Raw genomic sequence first — 18438 nt, 5'->3', positions numbered from 1 at the left:
AGTTGCATATTTCGCAAGTGGCATGCAAAAGTTGGAGCCGACTTCCTGAATCCTGGTGTTGGAGGGCTGCATGCGCATTGCCGACGTCACGACCTACGTGCTCAAACCCGCTGGTCGACGGGCGTATCTCGGTGCGCTGGAGGACGGCAGCGAACTGGGCGCGGACCAGGGTTACGTGGTGCGCGAGCCGTGGCGCAGCCTCTACTCCGGCCGGTTCGAGACGATGCTGGTGAAGATCACCGCGGACGACGGCACGACCGGATGGGGCGAGGCGCTCGCTCCCGTCGGCCCGGAGGTTGTCGCGACGGTCGTCGACCGGCTCCTGGCTGGTTGGCTGCGCGGCCGTGAGCTGACCGGACCGCGCCCGCTCTGGCACGGACTGCGCGACCTGATGCGGGAACGCGGCCACCTCGTCGGACATCAGGCCGATGCCCTCGCCGCCGTCGACATCGCGCTGTGGGATCTCTACGGCAAGCTGACCGGGCAGTCGGTCGCGCAGTTGCTCGGAGGCGCCCACCGGGACCACGTCGAGGTGTATATCTCCGGCCTCGCCCGCTCCACCGACGAGGAGCGCGCCGCCCTCGCCGCGGACTGGGCCAGCCAGGGTGCCACTCGGGTAAAGTTGGCTGCTGGCAAGGGAATCGAAGCTGACTTGGCGACCTTCGACGCGGTCGCCGCGTCCGCGCCGGAGATGAAGATCGCGCTCGACGCGCACTGGGCGTACCGGATCGGCGAGGCCGTCGAGCTGGGTCGCGAACTGGACCGTCGAGGTGCGTTGTTCTTCGAAGCGCCGCTGGTGCCCGAGGACGTCGACGGGCACCGCGAACTGGCCTCGCGCATCACGACGCCGGTCGCGGTCGGCGAGGCGATGCGCAACCGCTACGAATTCGCCGACTGGCTAGGCCGCCGCGCGCTGCGGCTGGCTCAACCGGACGTCGCGCGCACTGGCATCACCGAGGCAATGTCCATTGTGGAACTTGCTTCGGCTTATCACGTTCCTGTTGTCTGTCACCATTCTGTCGGCCTCGGTGTCTCGCTGGCGGCCGGGATCCACGTGTCCGCGGCGAGTGCGGATACCCCGTACTTCGAGTACCAGCCCGACACGATTCCGGTGGCGCAAAGCATCCTGCGCACCCCGTTGACCGCGGGCCCGACCGGCTTCGCGGTGCCGGACGGGCCGGGGCTGGGCATCGACGTCGATGCTGATTTGGTTGCTACGCTTGCGAAGGAGAACTGAAGCTGTGTCGAACCCGCCGATCGGGCTCATTCCCATCCTGGCCACCCCGTTCGCTCCGGACGGATCGCTCGATGTGCCGTCGCTGCGTTCGCTGGTCGAATTCGAGCTGTCCGCGGGCGCTGACGGGGTCGCCGTCTTCGGCATGGCCAGCGAGGGTTTCGCTCTGTCCACTTCGGAGCGCGAATTGATTCTGCGCGAGGTACGCGCGGTGACCGGTCCGGGGGTGCCGGTCGTCGCGGGAGTGAACGGGACTGGGATCGCTCCGGCGCTGGAACAGGCGCAACTCGCCGCGGACGGCGGGGCCGACCAGATCATGGTCCTGCCGCCGTTCCTGGTGAAGCCCGGCCCGGGTCAGGTCGTGGAGTTCTTCTCCGAGGTCGCCGCGCGGGCCGACCTGCCGGTGATGATCCAGGACGCTCCCGGCGTCACCGGAGTGTCGATCGATCCGGCGGCGGTGGCCGCGCTGGCCGGGGTCGAGGGCATCACGTCGATCAAGGTCGAGTCGCCGCCGACGCCGGTCAAGGTCGCCGCGGTGCGCGATTTCGGGATCGCCGTGCTGGGCGGGCAGAACGCGCAGGCGCTGATCGAGGAGTACGACAACGGTGCCGTCGGGACCATGCCCGCTTGCGAGTTCACCGACGTGTTGCGAGTGGTCCTGGACGATCTCGCTGCCGGACGCCGATCCGACGCACGCGCCGGGTTCGCGCGGCTGCTCCCGCTGATCCACCTGGGCGTGCGGCCGGGGCAAGCGTGGGCCGTGCACAAGGAAATCCTGGTGCGGCGGGGGATCATCGCTTCGGCGACCGTGCGGCTGCCCGCCCGGCCGTTGGATGCCGTGACCGGGAAGGCGTTGAACGAGATCCTCGACGAGCTGGCGTGGTGAGCCGGTCGGTCGTCGTCATCGGCGGCGGGTCGGAGATCGGGATCGCCATCGCCGAAGCGTTCGCCGGGGACCGCGTGATCGGCGCGGGCTTGGCGGCGGCGAACCATCCGGCGTACGCGGATTTCGTGGTCGCCGATGCGTCCACTTCGGACGGTTCGGACGCGATTGTCCAGCACGCCGGGACCGTGGATGTCCTGGTCTTGGCCGCCGCCGCGCAGCCAGTCGCAGCGGCCGCCGACACCACTGACGCCCAGTGGCATTCCGCGATCTCCAACACTCTGGACGCGGCGTTCTACCCGGCCCGCGCGGCGCTGCGGGTAATGCCGCCGGGCGGGTCGATCGTCGCGGTGACTTCGGTGAACGGATTCCTGGCCGCGCCCGGACTGCCGGGTTATGCGGCAGCGAAGTCCGGAGTGGACGGTTTGGTGCGGCAGTTGGCGCTTGAGTACGGCCCGCGCGGTATCCGGGTGAATGCGGTCGCGCCGGGGATGATCGGCGCGACTGGCCTGCCGGGAGTGGCCGAGGGTTATCCGTTGGGCCGCACCGGGACTCCTCGTGAGGTGGCGGACGTGGTCGAGTTCCTGGCGTCCGGCCGGGCGTCGTTTGTGACGGGAGTGGTGTTGCCGGTGGATGGCGGGTTGTCGGTCGCGTCCCCCGCGGCGTTCCTGCGGCCGGATCTGCGGGCGCGGTTTCTGCCGGATTAGCGGGCGGCGACCAGTTCCCGTCGCCGGGTCGCCAGCAGGGTGCAGCCGACGGCCGCCGCGTAGCCGAGCGCGACGACGGTCATCGGGACGCTCATCGACATCGTCAGTGAACGGTTTGGCGCGGCAGCTGGCGCTTGAGTATGGTCCGCGTGGTGTCCGGGTGAATGCGGTCGCCCCGGGGATGATCGGCGCGACCGCCTGCCCGGGGTGACCGAGGGCTATCCGCTGGGCCGCACCGGGACTCCTCGCGAGGTGGCGGACGTGGTCGAGTTCCTGGCGTTGTTTGTGACGGGAGTGGTGTTGCCGGTGGATGGCGGGTTGTCGGTCGCGTCCCCCGCGGCGTTCCTGCGGCCGGATCTGCGGGCGCGGTTTCTGCCGGGCTAGCGGGCGGCGACCAGTTCCCGTCGCCGGGTCGCCAGCAGGGTGCAGCCGACCGCCGCCGCATAACCGAGGGCGACGACGGTCATCGGGACGCTCATCGACATCGTCGAACCCGCGGTGAGCAGCGTGCCGAGCACCGCGGTTCCGAGCGCGCCTCCGGTCTGCCGGGCGGTGTTCAGGACTCCGCTGGCCAGCCCGGTGTGCTCCTCGGGCGGTGTCGACATCGCGACCGACGTCATCGCGGGCATCGCGATCGAGCAGCAGCACAGCACCACGCCGCCCGTCACCGCCATTGGCACGGAATCGGCCGCCACCAGCAGGATCGCGCCGAGACCGGCGAGGCTGAAGCCGGTCAGCATCGGGACGCGAGGGCCGAAGCGCGCGGTGAGCCGCCCGCTGGCGGTGGCTCCGATGCCGATCGCGATGGTGAGCGGGAGCGTCAGCATGCCGGTCGCGTAGGCGGTCTGGTGGAGCGGGCCTTGGAGGAACAGCGACAGGCAGAGCAGGGTGCCGTAGAGGCAGAAGTTGAAGAGCAGCCCGGCGGTGCTCGCGGCGGAGAACGGGCGGGACGAGAAAATCGCCAACGGCAGCATCGGATCGCGTCGGCGGCGCTCGACCAGGAGGAACGCGAGTCCGGTAAGCAAGCCGAGGACGATTAGCGGCACCGCCCAACCGGACCGGCCGACCTGGATCAGCCCGCCTGCGAGCGCGGACAGGGCGACGGTGCCGAGGACGAGCCCGTACGGATCGAGGCGACGGTTCCGCTGCGGCGATTCGACGACATAACGGCAGGTCAGCGCGATGGCGAGCGCGGCGACCGGGATGTTGACCCAGAAGATCGCGCGCCAGTCGACCAGCGCGATGAGCACGCCGCCCGCCACCGGGCCGGTCGCGAGTCCGATGGCCGCGATGCCGCCCCACAGGCCGAGCGCGTGCGCCCGCGCTCGCGGTTCCGGGAACTGCCGGACGATCAGCGCGAGCGAGCACGGCAACAACGCGGCCGCACCGACGCCCTGCAGCGTGCGCGCGACGATCAGCACCGAAATGGTCGGCGCCAGCGAACACAGCGCGGACCCGACCCCGAACACGACGGTCCCCAGCACGCACACCCGCCGCGAACCGTAGCGGTCGCCGAGCGAGCCCGCGGTGAGCATGCCGGCGGCCAGCGCGATGGTGTAGCTCGCGATCACCCATTGCTCACCGCCCAGGCCGCCGCCGAGGTCGCGCCGGATCGCTTCGACGGCGACGTTCACCACGGTCGCGTCGAGCTGGACGATGAAGAACGGCAGGCAGAGCGCGATCAGTGCCAGTCGTTGCTTGCGTGCGGAGTTTGTTGCGGTCACGAGACAAGGGTGACCCGGGAATCGTTCGGTGTGGGCCGAAGCGTCAGAGGTAGTGCCGTTGGTTCCGCTTCTCTTCGGCGTAAGTCACGTACGCCGCTTGTGTGGAGGCTAAATCGGACACGTCGCTCACCGGTACCTCCCACCACGCCGAGCCCGGCGGGTTGGGCGCGAGCGGATCCGTCTCCACGTGCACCACTGTCGTCACCGAATTCGCCTTGGCCTGCTTCAACGCCGCCCGGAAATCGTCCACAGTGGACGCACGCAGCACAGTCGCACCGAGGCTCGCCGCATTGGCCGCGAGGTCGACCGGAAGGACGTCGCCCTCCAGCAAGCCGTTCTCGGCGCGATACCGGTAGGAGGTGCCAAACCGTTGTGAGCCCAGCGATTCCGACAGCGACCCGATCGACGCGAACCCATGATTCTGCACCAGCACGATGATCACCTTGAGCCGTTCGGCGATCAGCGTGACGAGTTCCTGCGCCATCATCAGATACGAGCCGTCGCCGACCAGCGCCACGACCTCGCGGTCCGGCGCGGCCAGCTTCACCCCGACGCCCGCGGCGATCTCGTATCCCATGCAGGAGTACGCGTATTCCACGTGGTACGCCTTGGGATCTCTCGCCCGCCACAGCATTTGCAGGTCGCCGGGCATGGAACCGGCGGCGTTGATCACGACGTCGCTGTCGTCGAGCGAGCGGTTCAGCGCACCGAGGATCTCCGTTTGCGCGGGCAGGGGAGCGTGCCCGAGGTCGAAGCAGGCGTCGGCGGTGCGGTTCCATTCGTCGGCAAGTTGCCGGGTCCGCGCGCGGTAGGCGTCGGAGACCTGCCAGCCGGACAGCGCGGTCGTCAAGGCTTCCAGGCCGCGCCGGGCGTCGGCGACCACCATCTCGGCGGAGTGCTTCGCGGCGTCGAACCGGGCGACGTTCAGGTTCACGAACCGCACGTCCGGGTTGCCGAAGACGGTGTGCGAAGCGGTGGTGAAATCGCTGTACCGGGTGCCGATTCCCAGTACGACGTCGGCTTCCGCGGCGAGGGCGTTCGCGGCGGAAGTGCCGGTGGAGCCGAGACCGCCGACCGCGCACGGGTGGTCCCACGGAACCGCGCCCTTGCCCGCGTGAGTGTCGGCGACGGGGATTCCGGTAGCGGAGGCGAAGGCCCGCAGTTCTGGCCAAGCCTCGGAGTACACGACGCCGCCACCCGCGACCATCAGCGGTGCCTTCGCCGAACGCAGCAGCTCTGCGGCACGGGCCAAGGCTTCCGGAACAGGCACCGGACGGTCGACGTGCCAGACGCGGCGGCGGAAGAAGTCCTCGGGCCAATCGTAGGCTTCGGCCTGCACGTCTTGCGGCAGCGCGAGCGTGACGGCACCGGTTTCCACCGGATCGGTCAGCACGCGCATCGCGGCGAGAGCGGCTGGGATCAGTTGTTCGGGCCGGGTGAGCCGGTCGAAGTACTTCGAGACCGGGCGGAAGGCGTCGTTCACCGAGACGTCGCCGTAGCGCGGATCCTCCAGCTGCTGCAGCACCGGATCCGGAACCCGGCCCGCGAAAACGTCGCTCGGCAGCAGCAGTACGGGTAGCCGGTTCGTGGTGGCCAGCGCGGCTCCGGTGATCATGTTCGTGGAGCCGGGACCGGTGGACGCGGTGCAGGCGAACGTCTGCAGCCGGTTGCGCATCTTCGCGAACGCGGTCGCGGCGTGCACTTGGCCCTGCTCGTTGCGGGCGAGGTAGTAGGGGAGCTCGCCGGTGTGCGCGGCCTGCAGCAGGGCCTGGCCGAGCCCGGCGACGTTGCCGTGCCCGAAAATGCCGAAGCAGCCCGGGATCAGCCGGTGTTCGACGCCGTCGCGCTCGGAGTATTGGCTGGCCAGGAAGCGCACCAGGGCTTGCGCAGTAGTCAGCCTCATCGCGGGCCTCCGAACGGCAGCCGCGGGTCGACGTCCTGGGATTCCCAGGTCTGGCGCACCCACGCGTGGGCGGGGTCGTCGCAGATCAGCCACGCCCGTCCGGGTCCGGGACCGGCCATCACGTTCAGGTAGTACAGGTCGTAACCGGGCGCGGCCATCGACGGCCCGTGCCAGCCGTGCGGGATCAGCACGGCGTCGCCGCTGCGGACCTCTTCCAGAATGTCGATCGGGCGCTCGGCAGTGCCGTAGACGCGCTGGTAGCCCATGCCGCCGCCGGCGACCTCGAAGTAGTAGATCTCCTCCAGTTCGCTTTCGCCCTCGCGTGCCTCGTCGTGCTTGTGCGGCGGGTAGGACGACCAGTTCCCGCCCGGCGTAAGGACTTCGCAGACGAGCAATTGGTCGGCGTCGAAGGTGTGCGGGAGGCAGTAGTTGTTGACCTGGCGGCTGCAGTTTCCCGCGCCGCGCAGTTCGGTCGGCACGCCCGAGGCCGGGCCGTATCGGGCGGGCAGCCGCTTCGAGGTTTTCGCCGACGGTAACGCGAATCGGCCTTGGCCGGTGACCGTGGCTTCGGCATCCCTTGGCAGGTAAGCGAAATCGGTGACCGCGTCGAATACGCCGGTACGACCGGCCAGTTCGAACTTCGCACCGTCGACCGACACCGTGCAGCTGCCGGACAACGGAAGCACGAGCGTTTCCGCGTCGGCGGTGGTGAAAGTCTCGGTGCCGTCGAGTTCCAGCACGCGCAGGCCGGAGTAACCCCATCCGGCTGATTCGGGCGTGATGACAAGGCTGAACTGGTTCACAACAACCCCACCGCCGTATCGACTGCCTTGGCCACGTCACCGTCGTGCGGATAGAGCAGCGACCGTCCGACCACCAAACCCTGCACCGTCGGCAACGCCAGCGCCTCCTGCCAGGACGCGAACGCCGCGTCCGGGTCGGTCACTTCGCCGCCGAGCAGCACGGCGGGCAGCGTGGAGGCGGCCAGCACGCGCTCCATCTCGGCGACCACCGGCAGCTTCAGCCAGGTGTAGGCCGAGGAACGGCCGAGTCCGGACGCGATCGTGATGGACCGGATGACTGCCTCGGGGGAGAGATCGTTCTTGATTTTCCCGTCGATCCATCCGGACAGGAACGGTTCGACCATCGCGAGCAGCTTCCGGTCGGAGAGCGAGTCGATGGCCTTCGCGGTGTTCTCCAGGACGCTCGGCGTCGCCGGGTCGTCCAGGCAGATCCGGGTGAGCATCTTCCCGCCGTCGAACCGCATCCGGGCGATGGTTTCCGCGTCGTAGCAGGCGAACCGGTCGTCGATCTCGAAGCTCGACCCGGCCAGCCCGGTGCGGTTCATCGACCCGAGCACGGTCTTGCCGTCGAGCACGCCGAGCAGCAGCAGGTCGTCGATCACGTCCGGGGTCGCGAGCACGCCGGTGACGCCCGGGCGTTCCAGCGCGAGACACAGCCGCTCCAGCAACTCGCCGCGATCGGCCATCGCCAGCGGATCCGCGCCGACCGCGTTCGCCCCGCGCGCGGGATGATCGGCCGCGATGATCATCGCCGCGCCCTTGTCGTTGAACGGCGATTTCGCCCGTATCCGGTTCGCGGCCGCCTCGGCGATCGCGTCCGGATCGTGCACCCGTTTGGCGACGATCCTCTCGACGGTATTCATTCCGCTCCCTCGAGCCTGCGCAGCACCTGGTCTTCCGTCGGCATCGCGTCCGAGCACGCGAGTTCCCCGGCGACGTGCGCGCCCGCCGCGTTCGCGAACCGCATGATCCGCTCGATGCCCCAGCCGGACAACAGCCCGTGCACCAACGCGCCGCCGAACGCGTCGCCCGCGCCGAGACCGTTGACCACTTCCACCGGCACCGGCGGCACCTCCACCTCGCCGGTGTCGTCCACCGCGAGCACGCCCTTTGGTCCCTGCTTCACGACCGCGAGCGAGATACCCTTGTCCCGCAATGCTTTCGCCGCTTCCCTCGGTTCACGCACAGCCACCGCGGTATCGCACTCGTCGAGGTTGCCGACCGCGACCGTCGCGTGTTCCAACGCCTTGCCGACCCATTCGCGCGCCTGATCGCGCGACTCCCAGAACATCGGCCGGTAATCGAGGTCGAGCACGGTGATTCCCTTGCGGCCACGGGCTTCCAGTGCGGCGAGCGTGGCCGAGCGGCTCGGTTCCTGCGACAGGCCGGTCACCGTCGCCCAGAAGACTTCCGCCGAGCGGATCGCGTCGAAATCCAGGTCGTCGGCCGTGATGTCGAGGTCCGGAGCCTTCGGGAAACGGTAGAAGTAGAGCGGGAAATCGTCCGGCGGGAAAACCTCGCAGAACGTCACCGGCGTCGGCAGCTGCGGCGAAGTCCCGACGAACCGGTCGGCCACGCCGTATCCCGCGAGCGCGCGACGCAGGAACCGGCCGAACGGATCGTCGCCGGTTTTGGTGATCACCGCGCTGCGCCGGCCGTACCGGGCAGCCGCGACCGCGACGTTGGTCGCGCTGCCGCCGAGGTATTTGCCGAACGAGGTGACGTCTTCCAAGCCGACGCCGGTCTGCAGCGGGTAGAGGTCCACCCCGATCCGGCCCATCGTGACGAGGTCGAACCCCGTGGTCATCGCGTCCTCCTCGCAGGCTGTGCTCCGACCGTGCCCCGTGGCCGAGGACTTTGTCAAGACATATGGACATACGCGGTAGGCTTCGGCGATGAGCACCAGTCCGGCCTGGGACCCGGTCCGCGGGATCGCGGTGGACCCGGCGAGCCCCGAGCCGCTGTACTTCCAGGTCGCGCGCCAATTGCACGCCGCGATCGACGACGGCCGCCTCCCCGCGGGCTCCCGGCTCGCCAACGAACTCGACCTCGCGGCGGGGCTGCGGCTGTCAAGGCCGACGGTGCGGCAGGCGATTCAGTCGCTGGTCAACCAGGGTCTGCTGGTGCGCAAACGCGGCGTCGGCACCCAGGTGGTGCGCACGAAAGTCGCCCGGCCGCTGCGCCTGAGCAGCCTGTTCGACGACCTCGCCGGGCTGGGCGAGACGCCGTCGTCGCAGGTGCTGGTCAACCGCGTCGAACCCGCCGATGCCGAGACCGCCGCTGTGCTGGAGGCTCCCGAGCTGAAGCAAGTGCGCCGGTTGAAGCGGATCCGCTGCACGGGAGGCGAACCGCTGGCGATCATGAACAACTGCCTCCCGGACGGGATTCTCGACGTCGGCGACGACGAATTGCGCTCCCACGGCCTCTATCAGCTGCTGCGGCAGACGGGGATCCGGCTGCATTCGGCGCAGCAGAGCATCGGCGCGCGGCTGGCGACCGAGGAGGACGCGGAGCTGCTGGACGAATCGCCGGGCGCGGCGTTGCTGACGATGCAGCGCACGACGTACGACGAAACGGGCCGGGTGGTCGAGTACGGCTGGCATGTTTACCGGGCGTCGCGGTATTCGTTCAATCTGCCGCTGACGCACGGGCCGCAGTAGAAGATTTCCCTGCGGACCGCCTCGTCTCCTTGGTCAGTCTTCCTCGTCGTGTACCCGGGTGAAGTCCGGCTTCCGCCGCTCGCGATGCGAAGCGAGCCCTTCGCGGACCTCGGGACCGGCGAAACCGTAGAACTCCAGCGCCAGCGAGGAGTCGAAGATCGCGCCCGCGAGCTGCCGGTACCAGAGGTTGAGGCTCTGTTTCGTCCAGCGGATCGCGTTCGGCGCGCCGTTCGCGAGTTCGTGCGCGATCTCCCGCGCGGTCGGCAGCAGCCCGGCCTCTTCCTCGACGCACAGCGATACGAGACCGATCCGCTCGGCCTCGGCTCCGGTCATCGGACGGCAGGTCATCAGGTAGTACTTGGCCTTCGCCATCCCACAGAGCAACGGCCAGCACACCGCCGCGTGGTCGCCCGCCGCGACGCCGAGGCGCGTGTGGCCGTCGATGATCTTGGCGTTGGCGGCGGCCACGGAGATGTCCGACAGCAGCCCGGCGACCAGGCCCGCGCCGACGGCCGGGCCGTGGATCGCGGAGACGGTCGGCTTTGAGCAGTCGATGACGTTGTAGACCAGGTCGCGGGCCTCGCGCATGGTGCGCGAACGGGCCTCGAAGTCGTTCGCCAGCTTCTCGACCAGGTCGAATGATCCGCCCGCGGAGAACCCTTTGCCCTCGCCGCGCAGCAGGACGGCCTTGACCTCGGGGTCACGGTCGAATTCGCGCCAGATGTCGGCGAGCTCGCCGTGCGCGTCCTCGCTGACCGCGTTGAGGTGCGGCGCGTCCAGGACGAGTTCGATGACGCCGTCCTCGTCCGGCCCGTCGACCCGCAGGTTCTCGAACTGCGCGTAGCGGCTCATTCAGCTTCCCTCCGTCGTCCGGAACATCTGCGCCACCATGCCATCGCTCCGGACGCTGCCGCCAGATCACGTACGTTCTTCGGACAGTTCGACGGCGAGGCTGGTGCTCAGTCCGGAGGGGCCGAGCAGATCGAGGGTGACCGAACGAGCGCCGGGGCTCGTGCGCAGTTGCGCGGGCTGCCCGCAGAACAGCGGCGCCTGATTGCGATGGCTGATCCGGCGCACCCGAGAGGCGGGGGAGTCGAGCCGCAGCACCTCGGCCAGCGCGAGCGACATCAACGGCCCGTGCACGACGAGGCCGGGATATCCCTCGATCCTTGTGGCATACGGCCAGTCGTAGTGGATGCGGTGCGCGTTCGCGGTAGCCGCGGAAAACCGCATCAGCAGTGTCGGATCGGTGGCGAACTCCCAGCTCTGCCCGTCGGTGCGGCGGAACGGCGACCCCACGGGTTCGAGCGCGGCAGCGGTTTCCGGGACCGCGGGCGCGGCGGGCGGTCCGGCCTCGCGGTAAAGCATGTCCTGGCGCTCCTCGACGTACGGTGTTCCGTCCATTCCGGACAGTTCAGTGCGCACCTGGACGATCACCAACTTCCCCGAACGGCCGGACTTTTCGGTGACAGAGTCCACAATGGATTTTCGTCGTACGGTTCCGCCGACTTTCGGTGCGCGGTGCACCACGACCTCGCCGCCGGCGAACATCCGCCGCGGCAGGTCGACCGGGGGCAGCAAACCGCCGCGGACCGGATGGCCGTCGAGGCCGAGTTGGGACGACACCGGCCAGCGCGGGAGCGCGACCCAATGCCACAACGGCGGGAGGTCGTCGCCTTCGCTTGGGGCGGGGAGTCCGTTGTCGAACAACGCCGCCAGTGCGGCGACCGGGCCGGGTTCGAGCACTTCTTCGCTGGTGACGGCGTACGGTTCCCAGGCTTCCGGTGCGGACATGGGTTCCTCGGATCTGGTTTCGGATGAGGCAGTCGGCTGAATACTTTATCAGGAATTACCCCGTGCCTCGCGGTGCTGCTCGTTCAGCTATCCGCAGCAGATGGCCGTGGTGAACGGCGGCCGGTGGCGAGTCTTGAACAGGGCGGCTTATGTAATACTTTATCTGCTCGAACGTCCGCCAGAGGGGAGGCCGGGGCGATGCCCGAAACCACGGGCGCGGGACTGCGCCGCAGCGGTCCGGCGAACCTGAAAGCGCTGGCCGCGCACGAGATCCGGCGACGGGTCTTCTCCGGCCAGTTGCGCGCCGGGGCGAAGATCGACCAAGAGGCGCTGGCGGACGAACTCGGCATCAGCAAGCTGCCCATCCGGGAGGCCTTGATCACGCTCGACCACGAGGGCGTGGTGGAGCACATCGCCCGCCGAGGCGCGTTCGTGGCGCGGATGACACGTGACGACATCCGCGACCACTACCGCGTGTTCGGCCTCGTTTCCGGCCTGGCCGCCGAGCGCGCGGCGAAGAACCTCTCGCCGGAAAGTCTGCAGGCATTGCACGATCTGGCGGACCGGATGGAGTCCGGAGTGGACCGCGGCGAACAGGAACGGCTGAACTTCGAGTTCCACCGCAGGATCAACTACGCCGCCGATTCCCGCCGGCTGGTGTCGATCCTGGGCATCCTGGCGAAAACGGTGACGCACGGGTTCTACGAGGCGCACGAGGACTGGCCGGAGAAGGCGCACGACGACCACCGGAAGATCCTGAACGCACTCAGCGCCCGGTCGGCTGCGCGAGCCCGGTCCATTGTGGAGAAACACTTCTCGGACGGCGGTGAGCGTGCGGTTTCCTTGCTGGAGAAGCAAGGTTTCTGGGACCGCTGACTCCGGGCGTCAGGGTCGCTTCAGCAACTGTGCCAAGTGGACACCGCGTACTCCGGCCAGTTGATCGGCTTGGGTGCGGCAGGAGAAGCCGTCGGCGAGGAATACGGCGTCGGGGTTGTCTCGCAAGGCTGGGAGCAGTGCGTTCTCCGCTACGGCGACGGAAACGTCGTAGTGGCCGCGTTCCATGCCGAAGTTCCCGGCTAGGCCGCAGCAGCCGGCGAGGGTCTGCAGTTCCGCTCCGGTCGTCGCCAGCAGAGCTTGGTCGGCCTCGAAGCCCATCACCGAGTGATGGTGGCAATGCGGCTGCGCGACCACTGTGACGCCGGACAGGTCGGGCGCTTGCCAGCCGTCGGTCTTGGCAAGGAGTTCAGCGAGCGTCGTGACCGCGGCGGAGACCGTTGCGGCGTCCGGATCGTCGGGGAACAGGTCCAGCAAATCGGACCGCAGGACGGCGGTGCACGACGGTTCGACGCCGACGATCGGGAGCCCGGCCTGCGCGTATGGGCGCAGCGTGTGCACGAGATCGCGGAGCTTCCGGCGAGCGGTGTCGAGTTGGCCGGTGGTAATCCAGGTGAGCCCGCAGCACGGCCGGCGCGGCGGGACGAGCACGCGATATCCGGCGTCGGCGAGCACGGCTGCGACCGCCTCGGCGACCTCGGTGTCCATACCGTCCGAAAAGGAATCCGCCCACAGCACGACTTCCGGCCCCTGCTCGCGGATCCTGCGCCGGGACCGGGTAAACGAGCGCCGGGCGAACCTCGGTGCACGGCGGCGTGTGTCCACTCCAGACAGTGCTAACAGGACTTTCTCGACTGGGCGCAACGACATCAGCGCGTTGACGACGAACGGGCCGAGAACCGGGATTCGGTGCAGCAGGCGGATCCAGTCCGGCAACCGGCCCAGCGTGTAATGCGAAACGGGGCGGATCTTGTGCCGGTATTTCCGGTGCAGGGCTTCGGATTTGTACTGCGCCAGGTCCACTCCGGCCGGACAGTCGCTGCTGCATGCCTTGCAGGACAAGCAAAGATCGAGAGATTCGTGCACCGCGTCGTCCGGCCAGCCGGACACCAGCGAGCCGTTCGCGACCTCCTGCAGCACCCGGGCGCGGCCGCGCGTGCTGTCCTTCTCGTCGCGAGTGGCCAGATAGGACGGACACATGAAGCCGCCGACGGCCCGGTTGTCGGCGCGGCATTTCCCTACTCCGACGCAGCGGTGCACGGCGCGGGTGAAGTCGCCGCCGTCGTGCGAGAAGGAGAACCCGCCCGCGACGACCGGGAGCGGATGTGCTTGCGGGCGGCGAAGATCGGCGTCGAGCGGATGCGGCCGGACGACGACGCCCGGGTTGAGGAGGTCGCCGGGATCGAACAGGTTCTTGACCGCGCCGAACAGTTCGATCGTCTCGGCCGAGTACATCTTCGGCAGCAGTTCGCCGCGCGCCCGGCCGTCGCCGTGCTCGCCGGAGAACGAGCCGCCGTAACCGACGACCAGGTCCGCGGCGGCGCTCATGAACGCACGGAACACCGACGCGTCGCGTTCGAGCGGCAGCCCGAGCCGGACGTGCACGCAGCCGTCGCCGAAGTGGCCGTACGGGAGCCCTTCGAGGCCGTATTCGTCCAGGAGAGCGTCGAAATCTCGCAGATACGCGCCGAGCCGTTCGGGCGGGACGGCGGCGTCTTCCCAGCCTGGCCACGCTTGCTCGCCGGCCGGAGTCCGGCCAGCCAGCCCGGCTCCGTCCTCGCGGATCCGCCACATCGCGGCGGCCTCGGCGCCGTGGGCCAGCACGACGTGGTCGAGCGCCTGGGAATCTTTGACGAGCCGCTCGGCATTGTGCCGGGCCTCGGCTTCCGTCTCGCCGCCGACCTCGATCATCAGCCAGCCGCCGCCATCCGGGAGCGCGGGCACGTTGCCGCGATGGTGGCGCACGAGGTCGACCAGCCGCGCGTCGAGCCCCTCGACGGCCAGCGGCCGATGCGGCAGCAGCCCGGGCACTACGTCGCCAGCCGTCGCCATGTCCGGATAGCCGAGCACGACCAGCAGCCGCGCGGGGGAGATGTCGACCAGGTCGACGGTCGCCTCCAGCGTGACCGCCAGGGTGCCTTCGGTGCCGACCAGCGCGCGGGCGAGCGAGCGGCCGTTCTCCGGCAGCAGGTGCTCGAGCGAGTAGCCGGAGACCTGACGGCTGAACCGGCCGAATTCGGTGCGCAGCAAGCTAAGCCGGGTGTCGATCAGCTCGGCGAGACCCGGCACCGCGTCGGAGGGGCCTGCGGTGAACTGGCGTCCGGTGCCGTCGACCACGCTCAACTCGCGAACGTTGTCCGCAGTCCGGCCGTAGGCGATCGCGTGCGGGCCGCAGGCGTTGTTGCCGATCATGCCGCCGAGCGTCGCGCGCGCGTGCGTCGACGGGTCGGGACCGAAGCGCAGCCCGTGCGGCGCGGCGGCGCGCTGGAGGTCGGCGAGGACGACGCCGGGCTGGACGACCGCGGTCCGCGCTTGCGGGTCGAGGTCGACAATGCGGTTGAGATGCCGGGAAAAGTCGACCACCACGCCCGGCCCGATCGCGTTGCCCGCGACCGACGTGCCCCCGCCGCGACTGGTCAGCGGAACACCGTGGCGGCGGGCGATCTCGAGGGTCGCGAGAACGTCGCCAGTTTCTTTCGGCAGCACGACGACCTGCGGCACGACACGGTAATTGGACGCGTCCGTGGAGTACTCGGCGCGACGGCGGACGTCGGCGTGCACCTCGCCGCGAACGTTCGCGCGGAGGTCGGCGAGCAGGTCAGTTTCGGTGGGCATCCCGGTCTGAATTTAGGTGTTTGAAACAGTGCCGTCAATCCGTACGCTGACGCGATGACCTCGGGACGGAGGGGACCGCCGCCGGAGCTGGCCCGGGTGCGGCGGGTGAGCGTGGTGGATTCGCTGGTCGAAGAGATGGCCCGCAAAATCCTCGGCGGCGAATGGCCTCCCGGGACCGCCCTGCCGTCGCTGCGGCACTTCGCGGCCTCGGCCGGGGTGTCGATGCTGACCGTCCGGGAAGCAGTCCGGACGCTGCAGGCGCGCGGCTGGGTCGAGACGCGCCAGGGCGTCGGAACGTTCGTACTGGAACCCACGGCGGCGCGGTTCGTCCCGTGGCAGCTGGGCGCTTCGGACGTGGCGGAGTATCGCGAGCTGGTCGAGGCCAGGGAAGCGATCGAGTCGACCATCATCGCTCTGGCCGCTCGCCGTCGAACCGCCGCTGAGCTGGCGGTCTTGACGGATCTGGTCGACCGGATGGCGGCGGCGTTGACCGACCGCGACCGCTTCCTGGAGGCGGATGCGGAATTCCACGTCGCGCTGGCCGAAGCCGCACATAACCGGATCCTGCTGCGCAGCATGCTCGCGATCCGCCTCCCGCTGCGCCGCCTGATGGCCGACCGGCTCCTGGAGGAACTCACCGAACACGGCGACCTTTCCCGGTCGTGGGACGACCACCGGACGATCGCGTCTGCGGTCCGCGCGGGTGCTCCGGAGCCAGGATGTGCCGCCCTGACACGAATCGCCGCCCGTGGCCGGTCCTATGTGGACTCGAAGCTAGCGGGTTTGCCGTCTGGTGGCCCGGGTAACCGGCCTACCGACGACTCCGGGAGGTGATCGAGGTGGCCGCGCACGTGGACGACGACCTGTGGACGGAATTCCACCGGGTGGTGAACATGACCTCGCGGGAGCTGGCTGATTGGCTGCGCACCCGGGAAGCCGGCATGGAGACGGAGCCGCTGCCGGACCAGGCGGGTCCCGCGACCGGCCGTCAGGTGCTGTCGATCCTGGGCAAACGCCGGTCGGATGTGAACGAGCGCGATGTCGAGGTGATGCGCGACGTGGTGGACCGGGTGCACGCCTCGCGCCGGGACGACCTGGAACCGGTGGCAGGCGACGCGGGGTGGCGGCAGGGGTTGATGTCGCTGGGCCATGACCCGGTGAAACCGGTGCGGGACTGATCCTGGCCGGGTTCTCCAGGGCGGCCTCGGTAGCGCGCGAGGCTCGCCCTCGTCGCGACGGGCTCGGCACGCTGTGCCGAGGTCCGTGAGGGGAACCCTGAGGGAATCTGATTCCCTCAGGGTTCCCCTCACGGACCTTCGCAGCAACGGAGCCACCCAGCCCGTCTCGCCAGACGGTGCACAGCATCCGCTGATCGGCACCGCCACAACGAACCCGCCGCCCACCGCACTGCTGAGAAAGTTCCATGGGGTCCTACGAGTCTGGTGCGAGTGATTTCGTCGCGCCCGGCTCGGCTTGGGCGTGCTCGGCAGGAGGGAGCCTGAAAGACTCGGCCCGCCAGGAGGGAACCCGAAAAGATCCGGCCCCGCAGGCGTAAGCCCCGGGCCTCGGTGCGCCCCCGGGACGCACCGAGGCCTGGGGTTCTTCCCCTCGGCCGGTGGTTCGTGGTCAGCCGCCTGCCATGGCTCCGATGATCAGGAACGGTTCGGCTCCGGAAAGGACCGGGGCGGGCAGGGCGGTGTCCGGGGCGGTGTTCGACAGGTCTTCCTCGCAGGCGAAGAACCGGACGAACGCCCGGCGTTTGCCGGTGGTCGTGTCGCGGACCGTGCCGCGCAGTTGGGGGTACGCGCGTTCCAGGGCGTCCAGCAGGGTTTCCCGCGTCGGCGGGTCCTCTACCGGCAGCTGGATCTCCCCCTCGACCTTCGCCAGGCGGCGCAGGTGCGTGGGCAGCTTGACGCGGACGACGGTGGTCATCGCAGGGTTTGCACCTCGACCGAGCACACCGCGGGCAGGTCGCGCACGATCGGGGCCCAGCTTTCGCCCGCGTCGTTCGAGGCGTAGACCTGGCCGCCGGTGGTGCCGAAGTAGATGCCTGCTTCGTCGAGGGAATCGACGGCCATCGCGTCGCGCAGGATGTTCACGTAGCAGTTTTCCTGCGGCAGGCCGGTGGTGAGCGGTTCCCATTCGTCGCCGCCGGTGCGGCTGCGGTACACGCGCAGCTTGCCCTCCGGCGGATAGTGCTCGGAATCGCTGCGGATCGGGACCACGTACACGGTTTCCGGTTCGTGCGGGTGCACCGCGATCGGGAAACCGAAGTCGCTCGGCAGGTTGCCGCTGATCTCGCGCCAGTTGTCGCCCGCGTCGTCCGAGCGCATCACGTCCCAGTGCTTCTGCATGAACAGTACGTCGGGCCGCGACGGGTGCAGGGCGATGCGGTGCACGCAATGGCCGACCTCGGCATCCGGGTCCGGGATGCCCTCGGAGTGCAGGCCGCGGTTGATCGGCTGCCAGGTTTCGCCGCTGTCGTCGCTGCGGAACGCGCCCGCGGCGGAGATCGCGGTGAACATCCGCTTCGAGTTCCGCGGGTCGAGGATGATCGTGTGCAGGCACAGCCCGCCCGCGCCCGGCTGCCAGCCCGGCCCGGACGTGTGCTTGCGCAGCCCGGTCAGCTCCCGCCAGCTCTTCCCGCCGTCGGTGCTGCGGTAGAGCGCCGCGTCCTGCGCGCCCGCGTACACCGTGTCCGGGTCGGTCAGCGACGGTTCCAGGTGCCAGATCCGGGTGAACTCCCACGGCTTCGGCGTTCCGTCGTACCAGAGGTGCTCGCCCGCCCCGCCCTCGTAGACGAACTCGTGGTCGACCTGGTTCCAGGTCTTCCCGCCGTCGTCGGAACGCTGGATCAGCTGCCCGAACCAGGACGTGGACTGCGACGCGTACAGCCGGTCCGGGTCCGCGGGCGAGCCGGCGAGGTGGTAGACCTCCCAGCCGCCGAAGTGCGGGCCGTCGACCTCCCACCGCGTGCGTCCCTCGTCCGAGGTGAGGATGAACGCGCCCTTGCGCGTGCCGACCAATACTCGAACTCCAGGCATGCTTTCTCCCTGACAAC

The 18438-nt window shown here is 69.2% G+C and carries 19 protein-coding genes; 9 read left to right on the top strand and 10 right to left on the bottom strand.

The genetic code is table 11. The features are described from left to right. The first annotated feature begins 70 nt into the window (after positions 1-70). The 5 genes from AB5I40_RS10170 (at position 71) to AB5I40_RS10150 (ending at position 3208) form a co-directional block, all read left to right on the top strand. On the top strand, positions 71-1237 hold the full coding sequence (locus AB5I40_RS10170; RefSeq protein WP_370938203.1) for a mandelate racemase/muconate lactonizing enzyme family protein: 1167 nt from the start codon (positions 71-73) through the stop codon (positions 1235-1237). Between the two features lie 4 nt (positions 1238-1241). Then, positions 1242-2120 (top strand): dihydrodipicolinate synthase family protein, encoded by an 879-nt coding sequence (locus tag AB5I40_RS10165; protein WP_370938202.1) that lies wholly within the window; start codon positions 1242-1244, stop codon positions 2118-2120. Further along, a complete protein-coding gene (locus AB5I40_RS10160; protein WP_370938201.1) occupies positions 2117-2824 on the top strand; it encodes an SDR family NAD(P)-dependent oxidoreductase in 708 nt (235 codons plus the stop codon). The genes AB5I40_RS10165 and AB5I40_RS10160 overlap by 4 nt, the downstream gene beginning before the upstream one ends. A 106-nt stretch (positions 2825-2930) precedes the next feature. Next, on the top strand, positions 2931-3035 hold the full coding sequence (locus AB5I40_RS10155) for an SDR family oxidoreductase (RefSeq protein ID WP_370938200.1): 105 nt from the start codon (positions 2931-2933) through the stop codon (positions 3033-3035). Further along, a complete protein-coding gene (locus AB5I40_RS10150) occupies positions 3032-3208 on the top strand; it encodes a hypothetical protein (RefSeq protein ID WP_370938199.1) in 177 nt (58 codons plus the stop codon). The genes AB5I40_RS10155 and AB5I40_RS10150 overlap by 4 nt, the downstream gene beginning before the upstream one ends. Here the strand turns inward: AB5I40_RS10150 and AB5I40_RS10145 are convergent. Genes AB5I40_RS10145 through iolC form a run of 5 tightly spaced genes read right to left on the bottom strand, consistent with a single transcriptional unit; the run spans position 3205 to position 9061 of the window. Beyond that, the gene (locus AB5I40_RS10145) at positions 3205-4548 is read right to left on the bottom strand and encodes an MFS transporter (protein WP_370938198.1); all 1344 of its coding nucleotides are present in this window, start codon (positions 4546-4548) and stop codon (positions 3205-3207) included. The genes AB5I40_RS10150 and AB5I40_RS10145 overlap by 4 nt on opposite strands. Positions 4549-4591: 43 nt before the next feature. Further along, positions 4592-6451 carry a 3D-(3,5/4)-trihydroxycyclohexane-1,2-dione acylhydrolase (decyclizing) gene (gene iolD, locus AB5I40_RS10140; RefSeq protein WP_370938197.1) on the bottom strand — a complete coding sequence of 620 codons (1860 nt, stop codon included), beginning with the start codon at positions 6449-6451 and terminating at the stop codon, positions 4592-4594. Further along, positions 6448-7254: a 5-deoxy-glucuronate isomerase gene (gene iolB, locus AB5I40_RS10135; protein ID WP_370938196.1), complete on the bottom strand. Its 807-nt coding sequence runs from the start codon at positions 7252-7254 to the stop codon at positions 6448-6450. The genes iolD and iolB overlap by 4 nt, the downstream gene beginning before the upstream one ends. Continuing rightward, positions 7251-8117 carry an aldolase gene (locus AB5I40_RS10130; protein WP_370938195.1) on the bottom strand — a complete coding sequence of 289 codons (867 nt, stop codon included), beginning with the start codon at positions 8115-8117 and terminating at the stop codon, positions 7251-7253. The genes iolB and AB5I40_RS10130 overlap by 4 nt, the downstream gene beginning before the upstream one ends. Continuing rightward, the gene (gene iolC, locus AB5I40_RS10125; RefSeq protein WP_370938194.1) at positions 8114-9061 is read right to left on the bottom strand and encodes a 5-dehydro-2-deoxygluconokinase; all 948 of its coding nucleotides are present in this window, start codon (positions 9059-9061) and stop codon (positions 8114-8116) included. Before iolC ends, AB5I40_RS10130 begins: the two co-directional genes overlap by 4 nt. 88 nt (positions 9062-9149) lie before the next feature. Here iolC and AB5I40_RS10120 point away from each other — a divergent pair, with 88 nt between their 5' ends. Further along, positions 9150-9914, top strand: a complete 765-nt coding sequence (locus AB5I40_RS10120; protein WP_370938193.1) for a GntR family transcriptional regulator — start codon at positions 9150-9152, stop codon at positions 9912-9914. Positions 9915-9947: 33 nt separating this feature from the next. On the opposite strand, the gene AB5I40_RS10115 is transcribed toward AB5I40_RS10120, so the two are convergent. Both AB5I40_RS10115 and AB5I40_RS10110 read right to left on the bottom strand, forming a co-directional pair. Next, positions 9948-10766 carry an enoyl-CoA hydratase/isomerase family protein gene (locus AB5I40_RS10115; RefSeq protein ID WP_370938192.1) on the bottom strand — a complete coding sequence of 273 codons (819 nt, stop codon included), beginning with the start codon at positions 10764-10766 and terminating at the stop codon, positions 9948-9950. 66 nt (positions 10767-10832) lie between these two features. Next, positions 10833-11708 carry a MaoC family dehydratase N-terminal domain-containing protein gene (locus AB5I40_RS10110; protein ID WP_370938191.1) on the bottom strand — a complete coding sequence of 292 codons (876 nt, stop codon included), beginning with the start codon at positions 11706-11708 and terminating at the stop codon, positions 10833-10835. Positions 11709-11906: 198 nt separating this feature from the next. On the opposite strand from AB5I40_RS10110, the gene AB5I40_RS10105 reads away from it, so the two are divergent. Beyond that, entirely contained in the window at positions 11907-12584 is a 678-nt protein-coding gene (locus AB5I40_RS10105) for a GntR family transcriptional regulator (protein ID WP_370938190.1), read from the top strand. Positions 12585-12593: 9 nt separating this feature from the next. Here the strand turns inward: AB5I40_RS10105 and AB5I40_RS10100 are convergent, their stop codons facing one another. After that, positions 12594-15377, bottom strand: a complete 2784-nt coding sequence (locus AB5I40_RS10100) for an FAD-binding and (Fe-S)-binding domain-containing protein (RefSeq protein ID WP_370938189.1) — start codon at positions 15375-15377, stop codon at positions 12594-12596. Between the two features lie 54 nt (positions 15378-15431). Here AB5I40_RS10100 and AB5I40_RS10095 point away from each other — a divergent pair, with 54 nt between their 5' ends. Together AB5I40_RS10095 and AB5I40_RS10090 are read left to right on the top strand one after the other, a co-directional pair. Then, on the top strand, positions 15432-16211 hold the full coding sequence (locus tag AB5I40_RS10095; RefSeq protein WP_370938188.1) for a FadR/GntR family transcriptional regulator: 780 nt from the start codon (positions 15432-15434) through the stop codon (positions 16209-16211). A gap of 5 nt (positions 16212-16216) precedes the next feature. Next, entirely contained in the window at positions 16217-16555 is a 339-nt protein-coding gene (locus tag AB5I40_RS10090) for a DUF3140 domain-containing protein (RefSeq protein WP_370938187.1), read from the top strand. Between the two features lie 448 nt (positions 16556-17003). Here the strand turns inward: AB5I40_RS10090 and AB5I40_RS10085 are convergent, their stop codons facing one another. Further along, a complete protein-coding gene (locus AB5I40_RS10085) occupies positions 17004-17309 on the bottom strand; it encodes a MoaD/ThiS family protein (RefSeq protein ID WP_354748083.1) in 306 nt (101 codons plus the stop codon). Next, a complete protein-coding gene (locus AB5I40_RS10080; RefSeq protein ID WP_370938186.1) occupies positions 17306-18421 on the bottom strand; it encodes a WD40/YVTN/BNR-like repeat-containing protein in 1116 nt (371 codons plus the stop codon). The genes AB5I40_RS10085 and AB5I40_RS10080 overlap by 4 nt, the downstream gene beginning before the upstream one ends. Between the last annotated feature and the right edge of the window lie 17 nt (positions 18422-18438).

Source organism: Amycolatopsis sp. cg13 (genome assembly GCF_041346965.1).
Classification (GTDB): Bacteria; Actinomycetota; Actinomycetes; order Mycobacteriales; family Pseudonocardiaceae; genus Amycolatopsis.
This window is presented reverse-complemented; position numbering and strand designations above follow the sequence as displayed.

Bases quoted from the DNA above. Each gene is read 5' to 3' on its own strand.
- AB5I40_RS10170 (WP_370938203.1), top strand. From the start codon at position 71: ATGCGCATTGCCGACGTCACGACCTACGTGCTCAAACCCGCTGGTCGA.
- iolD (WP_370938197.1), bottom strand. From the start codon at position 6,451: ATGAGGCTGACTACTGCGCAAGCCCTGGTGCGCTTCCTGGCCAGCCAA.
- AB5I40_RS10130 (WP_370938195.1), bottom strand. From the start codon at position 8,117: ATGAATACCGTCGAGAGGATCGTCGCCAAACGGGTGCACGATCCGGAC.
- iolC (WP_370938194.1), bottom strand. From the start codon at position 9,061: ATGACCACGGGGTTCGACCTCGTCACGATGGGCCGGATCGGGGTGGAC.
- AB5I40_RS10120 (WP_370938193.1), top strand. From the start codon at position 9,150: ATGAGCACCAGTCCGGCCTGGGACCCGGTCCGCGGGATCGCGGTGGAC.
- AB5I40_RS10115 (WP_370938192.1), bottom strand. From the start codon at position 10,766: ATGAGCCGCTACGCGCAGTTCGAGAACCTGCGGGTCGACGGGCCGGAC.
- AB5I40_RS10110 (WP_370938191.1), bottom strand. From the start codon at position 11,708: ATGTCCGCACCGGAAGCCTGGGAACCGTACGCCGTCACCAGCGAAGAA.
- AB5I40_RS10105 (WP_370938190.1), top strand. From the start codon at position 11,907: ATGCCCGAAACCACGGGCGCGGGACTGCGCCGCAGCGGTCCGGCGAAC.
- AB5I40_RS10100 (WP_370938189.1), bottom strand. From the start codon at position 15,377: ATGCCCACCGAAACTGACCTGCTCGCCGACCTCCGCGCGAACGTTCGC.
- AB5I40_RS10095 (WP_370938188.1), top strand. From the start codon at position 15,432: ATGACCTCGGGACGGAGGGGACCGCCGCCGGAGCTGGCCCGGGTGCGG.
- AB5I40_RS10085 (WP_354748083.1), bottom strand. From the start codon at position 17,309: ATGACCACCGTCGTCCGCGTCAAGCTGCCCACGCACCTGCGCCGCCTG.
- AB5I40_RS10080 (WP_370938186.1), bottom strand. From the start codon at position 18,421: ATGCCTGGAGTTCGAGTATTGGTCGGCACGCGCAAGGGCGCGTTCATC.